The following is a 21,212-nucleotide window of genomic DNA, read 5'->3' on the forward strand; positions in this document are numbered from 1 at the left end:
CCAGCCAACAAAGTATGTGATTGCAAAATTACGTGACCTGACACTTTGATCGGTCGCAGGTATGCTTTCGGCATACCTGTGACCAGATCTCATTCTTTTAATTACCTCCGTCTTCCATTTTTACAGGCTGACCATCCGGGTTTATCGGATTACCGTCGGCGTCAATGAAGATCACCTCACCCAGGTTCAATGCCTTGATCTCTTCCACGATCTTAGCGCGGTCGCCTACTACGATCCAGCTTAATGATTCAGGATGAATAACTTCCTTCGCCGCTTTTTGTACATCTTTTAACGTTATTCCACTCACACGATCGGCATACGTAGCCCAGTAGTCATCCGGCAAATTGAAACGTACTACTTCGCCCAACGCACTTAATACAGAATTGGAAGTTTCCCACTGACCTGGCAGTGCCAGAACCTTATTTGTACGCGACTTTTCAAGTTCCTCCTCCGTAGCAGGGTTATCATTGATATATTCGGTGAGTTCCTTATTAATCTCTGCCATCGAATTGGATGTCTTATCACTTTGAACCGGCGCATAAGTAATAAATGGACGCTGTCCTTCTGCTTCCATCAGAATGGTACCGGCACCATAGGCCCAGCCCTTTTCCTCCCGCAAATTCATGTTTACACGTGAGGTGAACTCGCCACCGATGATCGTATTCATCATATCAATATTGATATCATCACGTGACCCTGAAGGAGGAGCGACATGACCCGCAAGAATTACACTTTGTATCGCATCGGGCCGATCCATCACAAAGATTTTCTTTGCATTTCGGAAATCAACCTCCGCCAGGTTTTTCTCAGGCACATCCCCCTGCTTCCAGCCTTTGAAATATTTTTCAAGCAATGGCTTCAGCTCATTCATGGTGATATCACCCACAACCGTTAAAGTGGCATTATTCGGTTTAAACCATGTAGTATAAAATTTAATCAGATCATCGCGTTTGAGTGCACTTACATCTGATTCGTATCCCGATCCTGTCATAGGCATTCCGTATGCATGATCCTCCCCATACATATACTTTGGAAACACCCGGAGTGCCATGGCGATGGGCTGTACCTTCTCCTGCTGAATTTCAACCAGCTGTTGTTTCTTTAGCCGCTCAAAATCCTCTTCGGGAAATGCAGGATTCAAAATCACATCCGCCATCAGGTCTAAACTCTGATCAATATTTACCTTTAGTGCAGACAGCGAAACGAACGATTCATCCAGATTGGAACCGCTCCCAAGTGACGCGCCCAGCATAGCCAGCTCATCGCTTATCTCCAGTGAGTTTCGCGTCTTGGTGCCTTCATCCAGCATATTCATCGCCAACTTTGCCGTACCCGGTGATGCAAACTGATCTGCCGCGTAACCGGCATCCAGCCGGAGACTCATATTAACAAGTGGTGCTGAATGACGTTCTGCAAGGACTACCTTCATGCCATTACTTAAAGTTGCCCGTTGAATTTCCGGAAATGAAACCGCGACGGCTTCACCCATTGATGGCAGCCCCTTGGAACGATCCACACCCTCCTGGTTAGCCTGATAGGACGGGAACGGGTTAATCTCCAGAAAGTACTTCCCGTCAGAAAGCCACTCCCGGGCTGTTTCCGTAACAGTCGATGCCTGAACATCCCGAATCCACTTTAATTCTGTAAGGTAGTGTTCAGGATCACCGGCATAAACGGCGTTCTGGGCCAGAATATCCGACTTTCCACCAAATCCTCCTATGCGCTCGATTCCCCTCGTGAAATTCGCGAATCGACGGGTTTTGATGCGTTTCATCTCATCGGCAGTAGGACCTTCACGCAGGAATTTCTCCAATTCTTCATTCATTGCCTTTTCCACCACATCATTGCTCACACCCGGCTTCACATCGGCCTGTAAAAAAAACAGTCCGGCAATTTCTGATGAGAAATTCGAGGCATTGACCGAAGTGGCAATCTGATCTTCATATACCAGCCGCTTGTATAACCTTGACGACTTCCCGGAAGCAAGAACTCCTGCTGCCATATCAAGATACGCAGATTCGGCAGTGCCATATTGTGGCACATTCCAAACCATATAGAGGCGTGACTGGGGAACACGATCCTGCTGTACATCGCGAATCGTTCCGGTCCGCCTGGCAATATTACTTTTCATACTGGTAACCGGAGGGCCCGGAGGTATGTCCCCGAAGTATTTTTTAACCCTTTCCAGGATGTCTTCTGCGTTAACGTCACCCGCAATAACCAATACCGCATTGGAAGGTCCGTAGTAATTGGCGAACCATTCCTTTACATCTTCCAGCGATGCAGCATTCAGATCTTCCATTGAACCAATCACCGAATGATGATAGGGATGCCCCTCCGGAAAGGCGTTTTCAAGCATCCTGCTAAAAAACTTACCATACGGCTGGTTCTCTCCCTGACGTTTTTCATTCTGCACAACTCCACGTTGCTCATCCAGCCTTTCCTGGCTGATAGCCCCGGCAAAATGTCCCATACGGTCAGACTCCATCCACAAAGCAATATCCAATGCTGATGTTGGAACATTCTGAAAATAATTGGTACGGTCGAAATTGGTGGTACCATTCAGGTCTGTAGCCCCGATTCGTTCCATCGTCTTGAAGTAATCATCATTAAAATTCTCACTCCCATTGAACATCAGGTGTTCAAACAAATGAGCAAATCCCGTCTTTCCTTCCTTTTCATTCTTGGAACCAACATGATACCACACATTCACCGCGGCGATTGGCGCTTTATGGTCCTCATGTACGATCAGGGTGAGTCCGTTATCCAGTGTAAATGTCTGATGCGGAATCCGGTAGTCATCCAGGTTAATTTCAGACATATCCTGCGCCTGCATTCCGGCTGAAAAAAGCACGAATGCAGTAAAGAACATTATATTTTTTATTTGAATCATAGTAGTAGAGGTTTGTACCTAAGTTAATTAAAATGAGGGACATCTGCACTTCGTCCAGGTCCATTTCATTCTGCAAATATTAGTACATTAGCACCATGACCAGACCGGATTCACCTGAGTCTTCTCTTTCAGAGGTAATTCGAACCTTTTATGAAAACAGGCGGGAGTATATACTCTTTGTTGCCACGCTGATCGTAGCCGCCATTGTTACCAGCTTTCTGTTAAATATATTTTTTGAGATCACTGAAAAACTGGGTACACCGGAGCTCGTTCAGGCCGACGATGCCATTTCCCGCGTGTTTTTCTCATACCGTTCTGAAAAACTTACCCCGCTGGTCACCATCATTACACACCTGGGATCAGCCCCGGCCTATTTTATTCTGATCCCGTTCTCAGCACTCATTCTTTTTCTGAGAGGTAAACGATGGATGATTGCGATCGATGCATCACTGATCCTGATATCATCATCCCTGCTGAATACCGGCCTCAAAAACTGGATCGGCAGACCACGCCCCCTCAACGAACTTCACCTGGTGGAGGTAAATTCCCTGAGTTTCCCAAGCGGACATGCGATGAGTGCCATGGCATTCTATGGATTCCTTATCTACCTCACCTATAAATATGTGGAGAATCCTGTTATCCGGTTTCTGCTCATCCCTCTCACCGCACTCCTGATCCTTGCCATTGGCGCAAGCCGGATTTATCTGGGCGTTCACTATCCGTCTGATGTCGCCGCAGGCCTTGTAGCAGGGCTGATTTGGCTGATTGTATGTATACTCATCTTCAGGGTTTTCCACTTCTTTCGGGCTAAAAACAAAATCAGCAGCCCCTAAATAAGATGAATAAATAGTATATTCGCTTTTTACAAGTTAAAATAAATGGGCTCCAATGTGATGATTTATCCGCTGGGGGAAATATAAAACTGAATGGAAGTAGTCAATTCATATACTGTCGTGATAACGATCTCCGTGATCATTATCATGTCCTATTTTTTCAATATAATCTCGGAAAAAACGAATATTCCAAGCGTTTTGCTGCTCATTCTTTCAGGCATTCTCATCAAACTGGGCCTTGATTATTTCAAAATACCTACGGGTGATACGATATTCGGAGTACTCGAAATTTTGGGTATTGTCGGACTGATCATGATCGTCCTCGAAGCCTCCCTAGACCTGGAGCTCACCTGGGAAAAATGGCCGCTGATTTGGAAGTCATTCAGCGTGGCCCTGCTATCATTAATAGGCTGTTCCCTTGTAATTGCCTGGTTCATACAGCTAACTATGATCGACGATTTCCTGGTCGCCCTGGTATATGCTGTGCCTTTATCGGTGATGAGCAGCGCAATCGTTATCCCAAGTGTGGGAGAACTGTCTGACGATAAAAAAGAATTCATGGTCTATGAAAGTACTTTCTCCGATATCCTGGGGATTATGTACTTCTATTTCCTGATAGGAAACCTGAACAACAATGACGTGAATTCTGTCGTTTGGGATGTTTTCTCAAACATTTTTATCACTGTGATCCTGTCGGTGGTAGTGAGCTACGCCCTGGTGCTTATTTTTCAGAAAGTACGTACGCAGGTGAAGCTCTTCCTTCTGATCGCGGTGCTTTTACTTCTGTATTCCATTGGTAAACTATTCCACCTCAGTTCGCTCCTGATTATCCTAATCTTCGGACTGGTGCTTAACAATCACTCGGTATTTTTCCGCGGCAAATTGGCCAAGCTGATCCATCTTCCGTCTATCAAGAGTATTTTGCATAATTTCCACCTGGTGACCATCGAGTCTGCCTTTGTGGTAAGGACATTCTTCTTTGTGATTTTCGGTATTACAATCGACCTCTCCTCACTACTTGATATGGAGGTACTCATTCTTAGTGTGGCCATTGTGATTGTGCTCTTTTTGGTGCGGGGAATTTTCATATGGATCTTCAAAAGACGAAATCTCACACCGGAAATCTGGATCTCACCACGAGGCCTCATCACTATTCTCCTCTTCTTTGCTATTCCCACGGCAATTCAGACCGATAGTTTTAATTCGGGCATTCTGCTTTACACGATCCTGATTACCAGCGTAATCATGGCACTGGCACTCATCGCCAAAGGAAAACATCTTGAGCCGGTGGATTCAATGCATGACTACTGGATGGAGGTGGACAAGCAGATCGAATCGATCCCTGAAAAAGAAAAGCATAAAGTTCCGGAGGAATTAATTGAGGATGAACCTTCCCAGGAAGAAGAAGAGGAAGAAATACCCCCAAAAGAGGAGCCAAAGCGGCCACCGAGAGAAATTCTATAAAGCCACTTTCTTGCGGAGGTCTGCGATTATATTCTCTGCATGAATGCGTGAATTTTCAATGAACCATTTATTCGTCTGTAATCCGCCGCAGACCACTCCTGCCAGGTAGACATTTTCAACATTAGTCTGGTTGGTATCAGGATCATAGCGGGGTGTACGCATCGCGTCTTCGCCAATTTCTACCCCAACCATTTCCAGGAATTTGAAGTTTGGTTTGTACCCGGTCATTGCAAGTACAAAATCATTCCTGAGGGTAAGGGGTCCGTTGGGAGTAACGATGTCAACCTCAAACTCCCGGATCTCCTGAACCTCACTTTTGAAGTATGCCTGGATCGAACCTTCTTTGATCCGGTTTTCAATATCAGGCTTCACCCAGTATTTCACGCTATCCAGCAGACCTTCTTCACGTACGACCATAGTTACATTAGCTCCCTTTCGATAGGTCTCCAGCGCTACATCCACGGCTGAGTTCGCAGCCCCTACAACGATGACATCCTGGCGGAAATAGGGGTGGGGCTCATCATAATAGTGCCGTACTTTCGGAAGCTCTTCCCCTGGAATATTCATCAGGTACGGATAATCATAGAAACCTGTCGCAAGAATGATGGCCTTCGCAGCATATTCCCCCTTTATTGTTTTAATGTCAAAACCATCTCCGGAATTGGCAATACCCTCAACTTCTTCATACAATTTCAAATTCAAGTTCCACGAACTCGCTACGCGCCGGTAATACTCCAGTGCCTCAAAACGATTCGGTTTATTCCCATGGGAAATGAACGGAACACCACCAATCTCCAGTCGGTCAGACGTACTGAAAAACGTCATGTTCAACGGATACCGGTATATGGAATTTACAAGACATCCCTTGTCTATGATCGTATAATTCAAACCTGATTTACTCGCTTCAATACCACACGCCAGTCCGATCGGACCTGCGCCTATGATGACCACATCGTACATTTTTCCGGTTTTTTCTCCTTTTATCATTGCAAAGATAACATCATCAACTCCATTCGGTTATCTTTAAATATGACCATAAACGAAGCTACCCCCAAAGAAATCCCAATCCTTGCTGAGTTTCAGCAAAAAATGGCCATGGAGACGGAAAACCTTCAACTGGATTCCGAAACACTTCACTCAGGTATAGAGGCGCTGTTCAATGATCCTTCCAAAGGTAGTTACTTTGTGGTACGCGACCATGCAAAAACCATCGGTTGTCTGATGCTTACCTATGAATGGAGCGATTGGAGGAATGGAACAGTGGTATGGATCCAATCGGTCTACGTCCTGCCCGAATACAGGGGAAAAGGCGTTTTCAGAATGCTCTATACTCACGTGCAACAGCTGGTTCATGCCAACCCCTCACTTCGGGGAATACGTCTGTATGTCGAAAAAGAAAATCACATTGCACAAAAAGTTTATCAGGCCATGGGTATGGACGGTGAACATTATCAATTATATGAATGGATGAAATGATAACAGGTATGAAAAATTTAATGATTCTTTTACTTACAGTATCCTGGCTGAATGTATCAGGACAGGATTTTGAAAAGGATGTGTATCCCACTGAGCTTGGAGATCTCACCTTTACTTTCATCGGCCACGGTTCATTTATGATGGAGTGGGACGGACAGGTAATCCATGTGGATCCATCGACACGTGAAGCAGATTATACGACCTTGCCTGACGCCGATCTAATCCTGATCACGCATCACCACGGGGATCACTGTGACCCGTCTGCTGTGGCAGCCGTAGAAAAATCCGGCTCTACTGTATTGCTAACAGCGCTTGCAAAAGAAAGTCTGGGTCATGGCACCGTTCTGCCGAACGATGAAACAGCTACTTTTAAAAACTTCACCATTACAGCCATACCCGCCTATAATCTGGTTCATAAGAGGGATCATGGTGATCCCTTTCACCCGAAAGGTACCTGCAACAGCTATGTAATTGAAGGCGGGGGAATGCGTATATTCATCGGTGGCGATACCGAGAATACCCCTGAAATGAAAGCCCTCAAAGACATTGATATTGCATTTCTTCCGATGAATCTGCCCTATACCATGACACCGGAAATGGTGGCCGATGCAGCCCGCGGATTTAAACCTGATGTGCTATATCCCTATCATTATGGTTCCACAGATCCCGCAGAACTGGTTGCGCTTCTCAAAGATCTGGACGAGGTCAATATCAAAGTAAGAAAAATGCCCTGACATCATTCTATTCAGCCATTCGTTTAGAAGGATTCTAATTTCTATTTTAACATGATTGCTAAATAAATAGAAAACATGGTAACACGATGTGCATGGTCTGAGGGGCACTTCCCCGAATACGTGGAATATCATGACCATGAATGGGGCGTTCCCGTGCATGACGACCGGAAACATTTTGAATTTCTGATACTGGAAGGGGCTCAGGCAGGATTAAGCTGGTCGACCGTTCTAAAAAAACGGGAAGGTTACAGGCAGGCATTTGCCAATTTTGATCCGAATGCGGTTGCCATGTTTTCTGAGGCTGAAATCGAGACCCTTACCCTCAATCCATCCATCATTCGTAACCGACTGAAAATACGGTCGTCCGTAACCAATGCACAGAAATTTCTGGAGGTTCAAAAGGAATTCGGCTCCTTCGACGCCTATATCTGGCAATTCGTAGATGGTGTAACTATCCATAACCACTGGAAAACCCAGGGTGAATGCCCGGCAACATCTAAAGAATCAGACGCACTCAGCAGGGATCTGAAAAAACGGGGGTTCAAATTCGTGGGGTCGACCATTATCTATGCCCACATGCAGGCTTGCGGACTGGTGAATGATCATACTACCGACTGCTTCAGGCATGCAGAATTACTTGGGCTGAAGGGATAGCACAACACTTTTTTTGGCTATCCGGATTGAGGTCATGAAGTACTTTCCTGAATCTCCCTCATCGATGAAAGTGTAAATAAGCCAATCAGGGTAATCACGCTGAATATTATCTTCGGGCTGAATCCCATTTCCTATCGCTTCTTCATAGGCATCCCACAACTCAGCAAGTTTCTCATTTTCAGGTCTCGCATAATAGACTGACTTCTCTGCGCCCAGGGCTGTTAACAATGAATCGGAATCACTTTCACGGATACTGCGGGCCATATCCAGCGCCTCATTAACTATTTCCTCATCACGTATCTGGCGAATTTCGCGATTGGCCATCTCCTCCTGCAACGCCTTCCGTTCCTGATCAGAAAGATTTCCACCGCATGAAAACAGGGAAGCCATAATTACAGTCAAAAAAAAGATATTCACTCGCATAATGAAGCGAAAATAACCAAGCCAACTTTAAAATCATCCCTATTTGTTATTTTTGCTAAATAACAGATTCATTATGATCGACAAATTAGAAGAATTCAAGCACCGGTTCGAAGAGGTAGGACAATTGCTGGTACAACCTGACACTATGCAGGATATGAAAAAGTACTCGCAACTGAATAAGGAATACAAGGATCTTCAGAAAGTCGTTTCAAAATACGATGAATACAGCGACATCCTTTCCAACATTGAAAATGCCAAATCCATCATCAGAAATGAGAAGGATGAGGAATTCAGGGAAATGGCAAAAATGGAACTGGATGAGCTGCAGCCACAAAAAGAAAAAATAGAAGAAGAGCTGAAGCAACTCCTAATCCCGAAAGACCCTAATGACGACAAGGATGCTATCCTCGAAATCCGCGCCGGCACAGGAGGCGATGAAGCCGCCATTTTTGCGGGGGACCTTTTCCGCATGTACCAGCGTTTCTGCGAACGGGTAGGGCTGAAGCTTACCGTTCTGGATCTGACAGAAGGTTCTGCAGGCGGATACAAGGAAATCGTAAGTACTGTTTCCGGTGAAAACGCCTATGGTACACTCAAATTCGAGTCAGGGGTTCACAGGGTACAGCGTGTTCCACAAACTGAAACGCAGGGAAGGGTGCATACTTCAGCTGCTACTGTAGCCGTTCTTCCCGAAATGGATGAAGTAGATGTGGAAGTGGATATGAATGACATACGGAAAGACACATTCTGTTCGTCGGGACCCGGAGGTCAATCCGTAAATACCACGTATTCAGCCGTCCGGTTAACCCACCTGCCAACAGGTCTTGTGGTATCCTGCCAGGATCAGAAATCCCAGATAAAGAATTTTGATAAAGCTCTGAAGGTTTTGCGTTCAAGGCTATACGAAATTGAGCTTGCCCGGCACAACGAAGAAGTAGGTGCCCAGCGCAGGTCAATGGTCGGAAGCGGCGACCGAAGCGATAAAATCCGAACCTACAATTATCCGCAAAGCCGTGTTACCGATCACCGGATCAATTACAGTCAGCATAACCTCCCCTCCGTAATGGATGGTGAGATCGACGATTTCATTGAACAGCTGAAACTGGCAGAAAGCGCTGAAAAAATGAAGGAAGGTTCTCTCGACTGATGCAGCAAAAAGCACCGGCCAACATAGGAATTACAGGTTTCCTGGTTTTCATCACAGGGCTGATCCTGCTGGCCTGTGAGCCGGAGCAGGAGAAATTTACATTTGATCCTTCCGCCAGTCTGCGTTTTTCGTCAGACTCAGTAAAATTTGATACCGTTTTTACCTCCATTGGAAGTATTACCAAACGGCTGAAGGTATACAATGACAGTAGGAATGCGGTAAATATCTCATCCATCATCCTACAATCAGGTAATTTATCACCGTTTGATATTGTAGTCAACGGGGTTAATGCAAGTAAGCATGAAAATATCAGGTTGCTCGGAAAAGACAGTCTCCTCGTATTGGTGGAGGTACTGATAGACCCGGAGGATGAAGACCTGCCCTTCCTGGTCACCGATCAGATTGAGTTTCTCACAAATGGCAATAATCAAAACGTTCCACTCGTGGCCTACGGGCAGGATGCTGTTTTCCTGAATGGCGAAGTCCTTGCTTGCAATACGACCTGGACAGCCAACCGTCCGTATGTAATTTATAATTCGGTACTGGTTGACTCACTCTGTAAACTTACCATTGAGCCGGGTGCAAGAATTTATTCACATAATGCATCGTTTATTTTTGTTCAGGGCAGCCTTGAGGCGGCAGGAACAGCGGAATCGCCCATACTTTTCAGTAATGACCGGTTTGAGGAGAACTTTATTAATGCTCCCGGGCAGTGGGGCGGGATTATCATGCTGGAAGGAAGTAAAGATCATGTAATCGATCATGCGAGAATCAGAAACGCACAGGTAGGAATTTACCTGGGCACTCCGGACGACGATGCTAATCCCGACCTGGTAGTCAGTAATTCAATCATAGAAAATATCGGTGGTGGCGAAGCACTGCCCACGGGTGACTTTCAGGTCTTGCCGGGCTTTGGCCTGATTGCCTTCAATTCAGATCTCTATGCCTATAATGTATTGATCAATAATTGTGAAATTCAGACAATTGGAAATTATGCCGGCGGTAATTATCGCTATGAACACTGTACCCTGGCTAATTTTTCATTCCAGTTCTTCCGTCAGTCTCCTTCGGTCCTGTTTGCCGATAACCTGATTCTTGATGATAACAGCCTGCTGCAATTCCCGCTGAACGTTTCACTCCTGAACTCAATTGTCTGGGGGAGTCTGTCCGACGAGCTTACCATCAGCATCACCAATGAGGCAACGGCTCAAATCGACATCAGGGATAACCTGATCAGAACACTGGAATTCAGAGATGCCCTGGGTGATGTAAACCTTATAAACGCCGACCCCTTCTTTGCAGACCCGCGCCTCTATGATTACCAGCTTGATGATGGTTCTCCGGCCATTGACCGTGGCAGTGACATTGGTATTCCGACAGACCTGACCGGTACGCCACGGGATGCAGATCCGGATTTGGGAGCTTACGAAAAGATTAAATAGGGATGGAAATTTATCAAACAGAACTGAATCTGCCGCCGGTAAAACGAGGGTTTCACCTGATCACTGATCAAATTATAAAGGCCATGCCGGAAATTCAGCAAATTCAAACCGGCTGGGTACAGGTATTCATAAAACACACCTCCGCCAGTCTCTCCATCAATGAAAATGCAGACCCTTCTGTACGTCGGGATTTTGAGCGGCACTTTAATCAAATGATTCCTGAGAATGCTCCATATTACGAACACACCTTCGAGGGTAGTGATGATATGCCGGCACATCTCAAGGCATCCGTTCTTGGAGCATCGGTACAGATTCCTGTTACAAACGGTAAACTTAACCTGGGAATTTGGCAGGGAATTTATCTTTGTGAACACAGGAATCACGGAGGGAGCCGATCCATAGTAATTACCGTTTCGGGCATACCTTACTAACCGCATTTCAGGCAAACCATTTAAGCCTTTACCGGTTTATATGGTATGAAGAAAAGTGTGGTTTGGTTCCGGAATGATTTGCGGTTGCGAGACAACGAAGCGCTCTATAAAGCTGCAAAAGCCAGTGACATTGTCTATCCAGTATACATCTTTGATCCCAGGATGTTTCGGCTTACCGAACTTGGTTTTCCAAAGACCGGGGGACACCGGCTAAAATTTCTCCTGGAGGCGGTAGAAGATCTCCGCAATTCTTTACAGGCGTGCGGTTCTAACCTGGTAATACGGGTTGGGTTGCCGGAATTGATCCTGCCGGAACTGGCTGCCCGGGTGGGAGCAACTGCATTATACTGCTCCAAAGAGTCACTATCCGAAGAGCAGAAAGTTGAAATTGCGCTGGAGGAGAAGTTGAACCAAATGAAGGTGAGAATGGATTCTTTCTGGCAGCACACGCTCTACCATGAAGAAGATGTTCCGTGGCCTATCAGGCAGGTGCCTGAAGTATTTACTAGTTTTCGTAAAGAGGCGGAAAAGACCGTTCAGGTACGTGCTGAATTTCCAACCATTACTGAGCTTCAGCCCTTTACTGATATTGATGCAGGTAAAATTCCCAGCTGCAATGACCTGGGTATCCGGGAAGAAGAATCAGACCCTCGGGGGGTGCTTCACTTCAGGGGCGGTGAAAAGGAGGCCTGGCAACGCATATCCTATTATTTTTGGGAGGAGGACCTGCTTAAAAACTACAAATTCACACGTAACCAGTTGCTCGGAGGCGATTATTCCTCGAAGCTGTCACCCTGGTTATCACTTGGCTGTATTTCTGCCAAATCTGTTTTTCATGAATTAAAACGATATGAGCAGGAAAGGAAAAAGAACATCAGTACGTACTGGCTTTTCTTTGAGCTTCTATGGCGAGATTTCTTCCGCTTCATGGCGAAGAAGCATGGGGCGAAAATATTCATGATCAATGGGCTCAACGAATACTCTTCCGAATTCAGTGAAAATCATGGCTTATTTGAAAAGTGGAAAAACGGTGAGACCGGTGAGCCATTCATCGATGCAAACATGAAGGAATTACTGCTCACAGGATATATGTCGAATCGCGGGCGACAAAATGCAGCAAGTTATCTTATGCATGACCTGGGAATCAAATGGACCTGGGGTGCAAGCTGGTTTGAGAACCGGCTCATAGACTATGATGCCAGCAGCAACTGGCTGAACTGGGCCTATATCGCAGGTGTAGGGAATGATCCCCGCAACGGCAGGCAATTTAACATTGAAAGCCAGACTGCCCGCTATGACCCCAGGGGCGAGTATATATCACACTGGCTGGCCGATGCTGCGATCAGTAAATCCTTGTGAGCCTGTAATAATCGCTCATAGTGATCCTAAAAGATTCCCGGTAGCGTGAATCGGTAAGCAAGTCGGTAAACGAACCACCGATACCAACCCGGAACGTTCCTCCCCGTTGCAGATGTTCATAGATTCGCGTGGCAAACTCCAGATTATTTTCGCGGTTTGGTAGTTCAAGTTTCACTGTATCTGCCTGGCGGCTACCAGTGAGCACCACGGTTAACGGGTCTTCATCCTCCAATCCGTTCGAGGGTTCAAGTAAAATATAGGCTTCATCCTTAAGGACATTCATTACAATAGCCGGAACAATCACAGGAATAGTGTCGCCGGGCCAGATATTTTCATGACGGAACACCCGCAAACCAGCTGCTTCATTTTCTTCCAGTTCATAATCGCTCTGTCTTACATTCTTAAAGAACAGTTCGGTATCATCCCCGGTTTTGAATTCAAATTTGTCACGTTCGACCGCTCTGTCCCTGTCGATATTGCATGAAATAAGTCCGGCCAACATAAACATTATAAGCGGTTTATTAAATGGTTGGACCATTTGGAGAATAGGCATTAAAAAAGTTATTTTTACTTCATACTAAAGTACAAGAAAGATGAAAAAGATCATACCCATTGCCATAATCCTTCTGCTTGTTGTATGGGGTGTAGGCGCCTATAACGGACTGGTTTCAAAAGACGAAGATGTAGAAGGCCAGTGGGCGCAGGTAGAGACCGCATATCAGCGCAGGGCAGACCTGATCCCCAACCTGGTGGAAACAGTGAAAGGGTATGCAGATTTCGAACAGGAAACCCTCACGGGTGTCATTGAGGCCAGGGCGAAAGCAACCCAGGTAACTATCGATCCTTCCAATTTAACACCTGAGGCGATCGCTCAATTCGAACAGGCTCAGCAGGGACTTTCAAGCGCCTTATCGAGGTTGCTGGTAACTGTAGAGCGCTATCCGAACCTGAAAGCCGATCAGCAATTCCTGAATTTGCAGGCGCAGCTCGAGGGCACAGAAAATCGGATTGCCGTTGCGAGAAACAGGTTCAATGAATCTGTAAGGGATTATAACAAGTCGGTGCGAACATTCCCTACCGTTCTTTTTGCAAAGCTTACCGGGTTTGATCAGAAAGGTTACTTTGAATCTTCTGAAGGCGCAGATCAGGCTCCCCAGGTTAATTTTGACTGATCATTCACTGTAGAAAATTCGCCGTACACGCTGACTCACATTCGTGAGTATTTCATAGGGAATGGTATGCGCGGCATTGGCCATTTCCCGAATGGAAATATGTTCACCAAATATCTCCACGGGATCTCCCTCGCTGGCATCGATGCCAGTTATATCTACCATGGTCATATCCATGCAAACATTCCCCATGACGGGCGCAAATTTGCCCCGGATATAAACCTTACCTTTGCCGTTACTGAAAGACCGGCTGAAACCATCGGCATAGCCAATTGCAATGGTGGCGATTTTCATATCTGAATTCGCCTTTCCAGCCCTTCCGTACCCAACGGTTTCTCCCTTTTTTACATGTTTGATTTGGGAGATAACTGTCTGCAGGCTGCTTATAGGCACAAGTTTGTCCTGCACCAGGTCACTTGCCTCCACGCCGTAAAGACCTATTCCCAGCCGAACCATGTCATACTGCAATTCAGGAAATCTCACTATACCCGGAGAATTCAACAGATGTCGGATAGGCTTATAACCGATCCCCTCGCAAACAAACCCGTACATATCTTCAAACAAGCTGGCCTGATTCCTGGAAAACTCTTCGTGTTCCGGCTCATCTGCTCCGGCCAGATGTGAAAATATACTGGCGACTTTGATGGTTGGATGTGCCGATAAGTGTTTTACCAAATTGCCCAGTTCATCTTTCTCAAATCCCAGCCGGTGCATTCCCGTATCCATTTTCAGGTGGACTTTAATCGGCCGCTTTTTAATAATATGGATGAGGTCGAGCATGAGGCGTTCGTTATATATTTCCGGCTCAAGATTATACTTGATCATCGTCTCAAATCCATCTGACGACGGATTCATCACCATAATTGGCAGCTGGATACCATTGTTTCGTAAATAGACCCCTTCATCCACATAGGCGACCCCGAGGTAGTCGACGCGATGATATTCGAGCAGGTTAGCAACTTCAACACTCCCGCTGCCATAGGCGAAGGCTTTTACCATCACCATCACTTTTACCTGTTTGCCGAGGCGTGAACGATAGAAATTCAGGTTTTCCGTTAACGCATTGAGATTAACTTCGAGGACTGTACCATGTATTTTCTCCTCCAGACGCCTGACGATATTCTCAAGTGCAAACTGGCGGGCTCCCTTGACGAGGATCAACTCATGGCTGAATGAGAACTCATCCATTTCATCTATGAACGTTTGGGCGTCGGGATAGGAGCTTTCGCCTGATTCATGGTGAGCATACCACTTCGGCCCGATCGTTATAAGGCGGTCGATACCGGCGGAAGAAGCCATTTCCCTTACTTTCTTCATCCATTGCTCTTCCGGGAGTCCGGTTTGAAGGATATCGGAAATGATCATTGTTTTTTTTGTGGCACCAGGCTGGGTTGAAAGAAAATCGAGTGCGATTCTGATACCGCCAAGGTCATTGTTATAGGTATCATCAATCAGGTAGCTGTTGTTCACGCCACGTTTCATCTCAAGGCGCATGTGCATTGGCCGCAAGTGTTGAATTCCTTCAGATATTTCAGCCCATGTAAATCCTTCCTGAACCATGAATGCAACCGTATGCATGGCATTTTCAACGGAGGCTCTATCGGCAAAAGGCAATGATATTCTCGCCGGATAGCCCTCGTAACAAAGTTCCAGTTCCAGGCCAGCATCCGTTACCTCTTCTTTTTCAATCCTGATGTCACTGTCGCGGTGGTGCCCCCAGGTGAAGGAAGGAATCTGAACATGCTGGTGAATTTCTTCATGATCACGGCGATAAATGAGGCAGCTACATTCAAGGAACAGCTTCATTTTCTCAGCGATTTTCTCCTCCCTGGAAGCAAAGCCTTCATCATGCGCACTTCCGATATTTGTAAAAATTCCTTTATGGGGCCGAATTATTTCTCGTAGCCGGTCCATTTCTCCCGGCATGGAAATCCCCGCTTCAAAAATTCCCGTCTCTTGTTGCCCATTGATTTGCCAGACACTTAACGGAACACCTACCTGGGAATTAAAGCTTCCGGGATTCTTTACAACTTTGCGGAAGTGTGAAAGTAATATTCCAAGCCATTCCTTCACGATGGTTTTACCGTTGCTTCCGGTGATGGCAATAACAGGTAAATTAAATTGCCTGCGACGGGCTGTTGCAATTTTCTGTAGGGCAAGGACGGTATCATCCACTTTTAAGACGTATGCATCATTTCCCGCCAATGTTATCTCCCGGGATACAATGAACATTCTGACGCCCCTGTCATACATGGACTGAACGAATTGATGCCCATCATGTCTTGGGCCGGGAATGGCAAAAAAAATGGTTTCATCAACCGGGTAGGATGATTTGCGGCTGTCTATGAGGAGATTTGTGACCACACAACCCTCAGGTCTGGCGGTAAGCCATTCCCCTTCTGTAATTTGAGCTGCTTCCGCGAACGTCATCATTTCAATTCCATTATCATTTCGATCTGTTCAAGTTGTGTATGAAAACCCAGTGCTTCCAGAAAGCAACGTAAGGAATGATTCTCACGATCAACATTTATTATTTTCAATTTCGGAACCAGCGTTATGGCATATTGTATCATGCTTCTGCCAATGCCAGCACGCCGATATTCGGGATGTACAAAAATATGACGGATTCTTCCCGATACAGGGTTAAGGATTAAATATCCTTTCTCCTGCTGATCGTCACCTGATACAATTGTCAATAAACGCTTCCGTTCTTTCCGCATGAATGACGGCGTTTCCTGAAAATTAACATTATCTGTAATTTCCATTTCCCTGAACGGAAAATACAAATTGTTTTTTACAATGAATGAATAATTCTCCGGTGGGTTTAAATTTCTTGCCGGCCCTGAATAAGCCAAAAAGCGTCTGGTTTCACGGAACCCCTTCGATTCAAATATTCGGATTGCCCGCTCATTGGATGACAGGACTTCGAGGAGACACTGCTCAAACTGTTCCTGCTTAAGTTGTGTGATCAGGTCATCAAACAATGCGCCCAGCAGTCCCATACCCCGATACTTCTGACGCACCCCCACTGCACTCAGATAGGCACTCCTCCTGTTGCGATAATTCCCGGGAGTGGAAAGAATAAATGCGGCAATTTCAGCATTCACAAGCGCTAGTCTTGAAAGTCGCCTGTCTGTCTGGTAGTGTACAAAAAATTTCTGCCGAAACTCCGGAAGTGTGAGGCCTACACTTGGTTTATAGTCTCCAAAGGCATCGGAAAATGCCAGGTAAAGATCCGTAGTATGAACCGAATCAGGAGTTTGTATATGCGGCTTAGTGTAATCGGGATCCATTTGGAACGTTGCTTTTTGGTACTGCCAACACCACTGCGCCCTTTTCATCTGTGAAGCCTGTTATGAGTACCTGTGAAATGAACGGACCGATTTGCTTTTCAGGAAAATTAACAACACACAGCACTTGCTGTCCGATAAGATCTGCCTTAGAATAGTTCCCCGTGATCTGAGCACTGGACTTTTTTACCCCAATATCAGGCCCCAGGTCTACCCATATCTTATAGGCGGGCTTTCGTGCCTCCGGAAAATCTTCTGCCCGCTGAATAGTTCCAACACGTATTTCTAACTTTTCGAACTCTTTCCACGTTATAGTGTTATCTGCCATGCAATAAATTTACAAACGGAGCATGGTGTTGATGTTACAACTTGTTATTTTTTTTCCGTATCTTTAAAAACTTAACCTGATGAAGATGTCAAAAATGAAAAAGGTTTCTTTCCTTACATTGATGATTTTATTCGCTTGCGGATTTTCTGCATTCGCACAGGAAGAGCAATTTCCTGCGCCTCAGGAACAAATCCCCGAAGTACGGCCACAAGAGACTAATCCTTCCAAAGAGACAGGAATGCCAATGTGGGAAATGGACCGCATCCAGCGAGAACCCGGCAACCGGGTGGAAAACACCACAGTTAAACGTTCAGAGCCTGTTGTGAACACAACAAAGGAGCGTGAAACACCCTCCAGGCCTAAGGCGACACAGGAAAAAGATGAAAGTGTTTTATCATTCAACTTTCTGTACTATCTCGTACAGAAATTCAAGCTTTCCGAGACCGTAGAGAAATAAAAATCAGTGTGATTTCGCCAGGAACTTATCCAGTTCCGACAATTTGATATGACCGTCATACAGGGCTTTTCCGATGATCACGGCAAATACACCAATGTCATTGAGACGGTCGATATCTTCGATATTGCGTACGCCACCGCTTGCCAATACACAGATATCCGGAAATTCGTTGATGATCCCTTCATACAGATCAAACGAAGGGCCATTCAAAACCCCCTCACGTTCAATATCAGTAGTTTTAACATATTTAAGGCCCCTTGAATAGAAGTATTCAATGTGGTCCATAATGTTCAGATCTGTATTTCGTTCCCATCCGCGGATAGCGATCTTTCCGTCACGAGCATCTGCACCGAGTGTAATCTTTTCACGGCCATAAGATATGATCCAGGATGCGAATAACTCCTTTTTTGTAACAGCAACGCTGGCAGCGGTAATATAGCGGGCGCCATACTCATAAGCCTTACTGATGTCTCCATCGGTATGTATTCCTCCGCTGAAATCAACTTTCAAATTTGTGTGGCCCGCAATGGCTTCAAGAATGTGATAGTTTTTTGGCTGGCCCCGTCTGGCTCCATCAAGGTCTACCAAATGAATCACTTCAATACCGTGATCTTCAAAATTTTTGGCCAGATCGATAGGGCTTTCATCATATACCTTTTCGCGTGCAAAGTCTCCCTGTTGAAGTCTTATGACTTTTCCATTGAGTATCGCTATAGATGGTATTATCTGAATCATAAAGGTATCTTAATCCGTGGTTGTAATATTTTGCGCTTTGAGAAACGCGAATATGCGAAAAAACTTTAATATCCCCGCTGCGCATCCCTTCCCTTCCATTTCTCCTGACCAGGCAAGATCCCATCGGAGGAACTTTGAAAATACAAAAATTAGGAAAGATTTACAAGCTTAAATCCTTCGCCGTGAACAGTAATGATCTGCAAATTATTATCCGCTTTGAGGTGCTTGCGTAACTTGTTGATATAGACATCCATGCTTCGGGCATTAAAGTAGGAGTCATCCCCCCAAATTTCAGTCAGAGCTTGTTTTCTTGATGTGATCCGGTTCATGTTTTTAGCCATCAGACACAGCAGATCACTCTCGCGTGAGGTAAGATTCCAGCCCTCCTTGCCATTGCTCAGTGTCCTTGTAAGGGGATTAAAAAGTAATTCGCCAATCTTAATTTCAGTAAATATATCTTCCCGGACGGGCGCACTTCTGCGAAGAATTGCCTTGATCCTCAATAGAAGTTCCTCCATACTGAAGGGCTTTACCATATAGTCATCTGCCCCGGCCGCCAGTCCGGTAATTACGTCTTCACGCTGATTTCTGGCCGTTAGAAAAATAATCGGTATCTGACTTGTATTTCGAATTTCACGGGCCAGTGTCAGACCGTCCTTTTTCGGCATCATTATGTCCAGGATAATGAGGTCGAACGTCCCCCCGGCGAACGCGTTTCCACCTTCTTCTCCGTTACGGCATAACACAGTAGTAAAGCCTTTTAAACGAAGGTATTCATTGAGAACTTCCCCCAGATTTGGGTCATCTTCAACAATTAAAAGTCGGGTGTCATTCGCCATACGGAAGTATAATTATAAACTCACTTCCCTTTCCGGGAGTAGATTTTACACGTACAGACCCGTCATGAAGGTCAACAATTCGTTTTACATAACTAAGTCCCAATCCGAATCCTTTCACATCGTGACGGTTACCGGTAGGTATCCGGTAAAAACTGTCAAAAATATACTGAAGCTGCTTCGCTTCCATTCCAATGCCGTTATCAGCAACTGAAATATGCAGACTTTTGTCTTCATTCCAGGTTTGAACCTCAATGGTGCACCCAGGGGAAGAGTACTTTCGCGCATTATCAAGCAGGTTACGCACCACATTCTGCATGTGATGAACATCCATCACAACCGTATCTTCCGCTGCTTCCAGCTTACTTGTGATCTGGCAATCGCTGTTCATGGTTTTGAAGGTGGAAAGTGATTCCATCAGAAGAACATGCATCGATTCCCGTTCCATCCTGAGAGCAAGCTCATTGTTTTCCATCAATGAGGATTGCAGCACGCGTTCCACCTGCTGAGCCAGCCTGTCATTCTCGTCCCTGATCACGCGCAAATATTTATTTCTTGACTCCTGGTCATTGCCGATATCCTTCTCAGACAGGACCTGGGTAGCCAGGGATATCGTTGCAATCGGGGTCTTTAACTCATGTGTCATGTTGTTGATAAAATCCGTCTTTATATCAGACAGCTTTTTCTGTCTCCCGATCACTTTCATGGTATAAATAAAGCTTCCAAGAATAATCGCGATAAATACTAGACTGGCAACTAGCGTGGTCCCGATTTCCTGCAGAATGTAGGCCGATTGATTAGGGAAATACACGGCCAGAAAATGGCCGGGACCATCAATGTCATTCGGGAACAGGCTGGCGCGATATCTTGAATCGAGCACTTCTTCGGATTGCTCAGAAGCATCGGTAATTACAAGTTCATCATTTCCCGAATTTCCCTTCTCAATTATTCCGTATTTATAGGCTGTTCCAATGCCTTTTTCCAAAAAGGTCGTACGTAAAAGGGAATCAAGCTGATCTGTCTGAATTCGCTTACGAATATCTTTTTGCTCCACGGTAAAAATTCGATGAACGGCGACATCCAGAAGCTCAACCCTGTTTCGGATACGTTGTTTTGATTCTTCTTTCGTCCCCGGTCCGATGAAAATAACCGAATCACTTTTTATGGTATAGGCAAAATGGGATTCATCGGTATCCTTAACAATATTTGTATCAGTATCGGCAGAAACGTTAACTCCCGTCCCTGCTTTGCGGCGAAGCTTTAACGTGGAATTCTGATAGGTGGATCCATCCTTACCGAAGTAGACAAAGGTATTTTGGGCAAGTTGTACTGCTTCCTGTTCTTCCAGCCGGTCAGCTATGTGTACCAGCGATTCCCGAACATTTCTTTCAAACTGAGTTTCACTCAGGGCTAGGGCATGATTGATCCAATATACCTGAAATGCGATTAGACCGGTTAGTGCAAGAACCATCAGGGCGACAATAATATTTCGCTGCCGGGTTTTCATATTGTAAAAATACACATTCCATTAGCCCCGGATT

Annotated in this window: 21 protein-coding genes; 11 read left to right on the top strand and 10 right to left on the bottom strand. The window is 45.5% G+C overall.

What is annotated here, in order from left to right; all coding sequences use genetic code 11:
- Positions 1-97: 97 nt before the first annotated feature.
- A complete protein-coding gene (locus LDX50_RS26445; protein ID WP_225699297.1) occupies positions 98-2,893 on the bottom strand; it encodes a M16 family metallopeptidase in 2,796 nt (931 codons plus the stop codon).
- A 95-nt stretch (positions 2,894-2,988) separates the two neighbouring features.
- Here LDX50_RS26445 and LDX50_RS26450 point away from each other — a divergent pair, with 95 nt between their 5' ends.
- Both LDX50_RS26450 and LDX50_RS26455 read left to right on the top strand, forming a co-directional pair.
- The gene (locus LDX50_RS26450) at positions 2,989-3,726 is read left to right on the top strand and encodes a phosphatase PAP2 family protein (protein WP_225699298.1); all 738 of its coding nucleotides are present in this window, start codon (positions 2,989-2,991) and stop codon (positions 3,724-3,726) included.
- A gap of 93 nt (positions 3,727-3,819) precedes the next feature.
- Positions 3,820-5,190: a cation:proton antiporter domain-containing protein gene (locus tag LDX50_RS26455; RefSeq protein ID WP_225699299.1), complete on the top strand. Its 1,371-nt coding sequence runs from the start codon at positions 3,820-3,822 to the stop codon at positions 5,188-5,190.
- On the opposite strand, the gene LDX50_RS26460 is transcribed toward LDX50_RS26455, so the two are convergent.
- Positions 5,185-6,177 (bottom strand): YpdA family putative bacillithiol disulfide reductase, encoded by a 993-nt coding sequence (locus tag LDX50_RS26460; RefSeq protein ID WP_225699300.1) that lies wholly within the window; start codon positions 6,175-6,177, stop codon positions 5,185-5,187. The genes LDX50_RS26455 and LDX50_RS26460 overlap by 6 nt on opposite strands.
- Positions 6,178-6,219: 42 nt before the next feature.
- Here LDX50_RS26460 and LDX50_RS26465 point away from each other — a divergent pair, with 42 nt between their 5' ends.
- From LDX50_RS26465 to LDX50_RS26475, 3 genes are all read left to right on the top strand, one after another.
- A complete protein-coding gene (locus LDX50_RS26465; RefSeq protein WP_225699301.1) occupies positions 6,220-6,666 on the top strand; it encodes a GNAT family N-acetyltransferase in 447 nt (148 codons plus the stop codon).
- 8 nt (positions 6,667-6,674) lie between these two features.
- Positions 6,675-7,400 carry an MBL fold metallo-hydrolase gene (locus LDX50_RS26470; RefSeq protein ID WP_225699302.1) on the top strand — a complete coding sequence of 242 codons (726 nt, stop codon included), beginning with the start codon at positions 6,675-6,677 and terminating at the stop codon, positions 7,398-7,400.
- A gap of 75 nt (positions 7,401-7,475) precedes the next feature.
- Positions 7,476-8,054, top strand: coding sequence for a DNA-3-methyladenine glycosylase I (locus tag LDX50_RS26475; protein ID WP_225699303.1), 579 nt, complete (start codon positions 7,476-7,478; stop codon positions 8,052-8,054).
- Here LDX50_RS26475 and LDX50_RS26480 read toward each other — a convergent pair.
- The gene (locus LDX50_RS26480) at positions 8,034-8,444 is read right to left on the bottom strand and encodes a hypothetical protein (protein ID WP_225699304.1); all 411 of its coding nucleotides are present in this window, start codon (positions 8,442-8,444) and stop codon (positions 8,034-8,036) included. The two genes, LDX50_RS26475 and LDX50_RS26480, sit on opposite strands and share 21 nt — an antisense overlap.
- Positions 8,445-8,550: 106 nt before the next feature.
- On the opposite strand from LDX50_RS26480, the gene prfA reads away from it, so the two are divergent.
- Genes prfA through LDX50_RS26500 form a run of 4 tightly spaced genes read left to right on the top strand, consistent with a single transcriptional unit; the run spans position 8,551 to position 12,856 of the window.
- Positions 8,551-9,624: a peptide chain release factor 1 gene (prfA, locus tag LDX50_RS26485; RefSeq protein WP_225699305.1), complete on the top strand. Its 1,074-nt coding sequence runs from the start codon at positions 8,551-8,553 to the stop codon at positions 9,622-9,624.
- Positions 9,624-11,066 carry a choice-of-anchor Q domain-containing protein gene (locus LDX50_RS26490; RefSeq protein WP_225699306.1) on the top strand — a complete coding sequence of 481 codons (1,443 nt, stop codon included), beginning with the start codon at positions 9,624-9,626 and terminating at the stop codon, positions 11,064-11,066. Before prfA ends, LDX50_RS26490 begins: the two co-directional genes overlap by 1 nt.
- A 2-nt stretch (positions 11,067-11,068) precedes the next feature.
- Entirely contained in the window at positions 11,069-11,497 is a 429-nt protein-coding gene (locus LDX50_RS26495) for a secondary thiamine-phosphate synthase enzyme YjbQ (protein ID WP_225699307.1), read from the top strand.
- Between the two features lie 45 nt (positions 11,498-11,542).
- Positions 11,543-12,856: a DASH family cryptochrome gene (locus tag LDX50_RS26500; RefSeq protein ID WP_225699308.1), complete on the top strand. Its 1,314-nt coding sequence runs from the start codon at positions 11,543-11,545 to the stop codon at positions 12,854-12,856.
- Here LDX50_RS26500 and LDX50_RS26505 read toward each other — a convergent pair.
- Positions 12,840-13,364, bottom strand: coding sequence for a hypothetical protein (locus LDX50_RS26505; protein WP_225699309.1), 525 nt, complete (start codon positions 13,362-13,364; stop codon positions 12,840-12,842). The genes LDX50_RS26500 and LDX50_RS26505 overlap by 17 nt on opposite strands.
- Before the next feature lie 85 nt (positions 13,365-13,449).
- On the opposite strand from LDX50_RS26505, the gene LDX50_RS26510 reads away from it, so the two are divergent.
- Positions 13,450-14,028 carry a LemA family protein gene (locus tag LDX50_RS26510; protein WP_225699310.1) on the top strand — a complete coding sequence of 193 codons (579 nt, stop codon included), beginning with the start codon at positions 13,450-13,452 and terminating at the stop codon, positions 14,026-14,028.
- Here the strand turns inward: LDX50_RS26510 and LDX50_RS26515 are convergent, their stop codons facing one another.
- Genes LDX50_RS26515 through LDX50_RS26525 form a run of 3 tightly spaced genes read right to left on the bottom strand, consistent with a single transcriptional unit; the run spans position 14,029 to position 17,643 of the window.
- Entirely contained in the window at positions 14,029-16,458 is a 2,430-nt protein-coding gene (locus tag LDX50_RS26515; protein ID WP_225699311.1) for a bifunctional UDP-N-acetylmuramoyl-tripeptide:D-alanyl-D-alanine ligase/alanine racemase, read from the bottom strand.
- On the bottom strand, positions 16,455-17,318 hold the full coding sequence (locus LDX50_RS26520; RefSeq protein ID WP_225699312.1) for a GNAT family N-acetyltransferase: 864 nt from the start codon (positions 17,316-17,318) through the stop codon (positions 16,455-16,457). The genes LDX50_RS26515 and LDX50_RS26520 overlap by 4 nt, the downstream gene beginning before the upstream one ends.
- Positions 17,299-17,643, bottom strand: a complete 345-nt coding sequence (locus tag LDX50_RS26525) for a tRNA-binding protein (RefSeq protein WP_225699313.1) — start codon at positions 17,641-17,643, stop codon at positions 17,299-17,301. The genes LDX50_RS26520 and LDX50_RS26525 overlap by 20 nt, the downstream gene beginning before the upstream one ends.
- Positions 17,644-17,722: 79 nt before the next feature.
- Here LDX50_RS26525 and LDX50_RS26530 point away from each other — a divergent pair, with 79 nt between their 5' ends.
- Positions 17,723-18,100, top strand: coding sequence for a hypothetical protein (locus LDX50_RS26530; RefSeq protein ID WP_225699314.1), 378 nt, complete (start codon positions 17,723-17,725; stop codon positions 18,098-18,100).
- Positions 18,101-18,103: 3 nt separating this feature from the next.
- Here the strand turns inward: LDX50_RS26530 and LDX50_RS26535 are convergent, their stop codons facing one another.
- The 3 genes from LDX50_RS26535 to LDX50_RS26545 form a co-directional block, all read right to left on the bottom strand.
- Positions 18,104-18,835, bottom strand: coding sequence for a 1-(5-phosphoribosyl)-5-[(5-phosphoribosylamino)methylideneamino]imidazole-4-carboxamide isomerase (locus LDX50_RS26535; RefSeq protein ID WP_225699315.1), 732 nt, complete (start codon positions 18,833-18,835; stop codon positions 18,104-18,106).
- Positions 18,836-18,984: 149 nt separating this feature from the next.
- Positions 18,985-19,674 (bottom strand): response regulator transcription factor, encoded by a 690-nt coding sequence (locus tag LDX50_RS26540; RefSeq protein WP_225699316.1) that lies wholly within the window; start codon positions 19,672-19,674, stop codon positions 18,985-18,987.
- Positions 19,664-21,178, bottom strand: coding sequence for a sensor histidine kinase (locus LDX50_RS26545; protein ID WP_225699317.1), 1,515 nt, complete (start codon positions 21,176-21,178; stop codon positions 19,664-19,666). Before LDX50_RS26545 ends, LDX50_RS26540 begins: the two co-directional genes overlap by 11 nt.
- Between the last annotated feature and the right edge of the window lie 34 nt (positions 21,179-21,212).

It is taken from the genome of Fulvivirga sedimenti, from assembly GCF_020328055.1.

What these genes read in the sequence shown, in the direction of transcription:
- LDX50_RS26445 (WP_225699297.1), bottom strand. Translation starts at nt 2,893, where the DNA reads ATGATTCAAATAAAAAATATAATGTTCTTTACTGCATTCGTGCTTTTT.
- LDX50_RS26450 (WP_225699298.1), top strand. Translation starts at nt 2,989, where the DNA reads ATGACCAGACCGGATTCACCTGAGTCTTCTCTTTCAGAGGTAATTCGA.
- LDX50_RS26455 (WP_225699299.1), top strand. Translation starts at nt 3,820, where the DNA reads ATGGAAGTAGTCAATTCATATACTGTCGTGATAACGATCTCCGTGATC.
- LDX50_RS26460 (WP_225699300.1), bottom strand. Translation starts at nt 6,177, where the DNA reads ATGATAAAAGGAGAAAAAACCGGAAAAATGTACGATGTGGTCATCATA.
- LDX50_RS26465 (WP_225699301.1), top strand. Translation starts at nt 6,220, where the DNA reads ATGACCATAAACGAAGCTACCCCCAAAGAAATCCCAATCCTTGCTGAG.
- LDX50_RS26470 (WP_225699302.1), top strand. Translation starts at nt 6,675, where the DNA reads ATGAAAAATTTAATGATTCTTTTACTTACAGTATCCTGGCTGAATGTA.
- LDX50_RS26475 (WP_225699303.1), top strand. Translation starts at nt 7,476, where the DNA reads ATGGTAACACGATGTGCATGGTCTGAGGGGCACTTCCCCGAATACGTG.
- LDX50_RS26480 (WP_225699304.1), bottom strand. Translation starts at nt 8,444, where the DNA reads ATGGCTTCCCTGTTTTCATGCGGTGGAAATCTTTCTGATCAGGAACGG.
- prfA (WP_225699305.1), top strand. Translation starts at nt 8,551, where the DNA reads ATGATCGACAAATTAGAAGAATTCAAGCACCGGTTCGAAGAGGTAGGA.
- LDX50_RS26490 (WP_225699306.1), top strand. Translation starts at nt 9,624, where the DNA reads ATGCAGCAAAAAGCACCGGCCAACATAGGAATTACAGGTTTCCTGGTT.
- LDX50_RS26495 (WP_225699307.1), top strand. Translation starts at nt 11,069, where the DNA reads ATGGAAATTTATCAAACAGAACTGAATCTGCCGCCGGTAAAACGAGGG.
- LDX50_RS26500 (WP_225699308.1), top strand. Translation starts at nt 11,543, where the DNA reads ATGAAGAAAAGTGTGGTTTGGTTCCGGAATGATTTGCGGTTGCGAGAC.
- LDX50_RS26505 (WP_225699309.1), bottom strand. Translation starts at nt 13,364, where the DNA reads ATGTTTATGTTGGCCGGACTTATTTCATGCAATATCGACAGGGACAGA.
- LDX50_RS26510 (WP_225699310.1), top strand. Translation starts at nt 13,450, where the DNA reads ATGAAAAAGATCATACCCATTGCCATAATCCTTCTGCTTGTTGTATGG.
- LDX50_RS26515 (WP_225699311.1), bottom strand. Translation starts at nt 16,458, where the DNA reads ATGATGACGTTCGCGGAAGCAGCTCAAATTACAGAAGGGGAATGGCTT.
- LDX50_RS26520 (WP_225699312.1), bottom strand. Translation starts at nt 17,318, where the DNA reads ATGGATCCCGATTACACTAAGCCGCATATACAAACTCCTGATTCGGTT.
- LDX50_RS26525 (WP_225699313.1), bottom strand. Translation starts at nt 17,643, where the DNA reads ATGGCAGATAACACTATAACGTGGAAAGAGTTCGAAAAGTTAGAAATA.
- LDX50_RS26530 (WP_225699314.1), top strand. Translation starts at nt 17,723, where the DNA reads ATGAAGATGTCAAAAATGAAAAAGGTTTCTTTCCTTACATTGATGATT.
- LDX50_RS26535 (WP_225699315.1), bottom strand. Translation starts at nt 18,835, where the DNA reads ATGATTCAGATAATACCATCTATAGCGATACTCAATGGAAAAGTCATA.
- LDX50_RS26540 (WP_225699316.1), bottom strand. Translation starts at nt 19,674, where the DNA reads ATGGCGAATGACACCCGACTTTTAATTGTTGAAGATGACCCAAATCTG.
- LDX50_RS26545 (WP_225699317.1), bottom strand. Translation starts at nt 21,178, where the DNA reads ATGAAAACCCGGCAGCGAAATATTATTGTCGCCCTGATGGTTCTTGCA.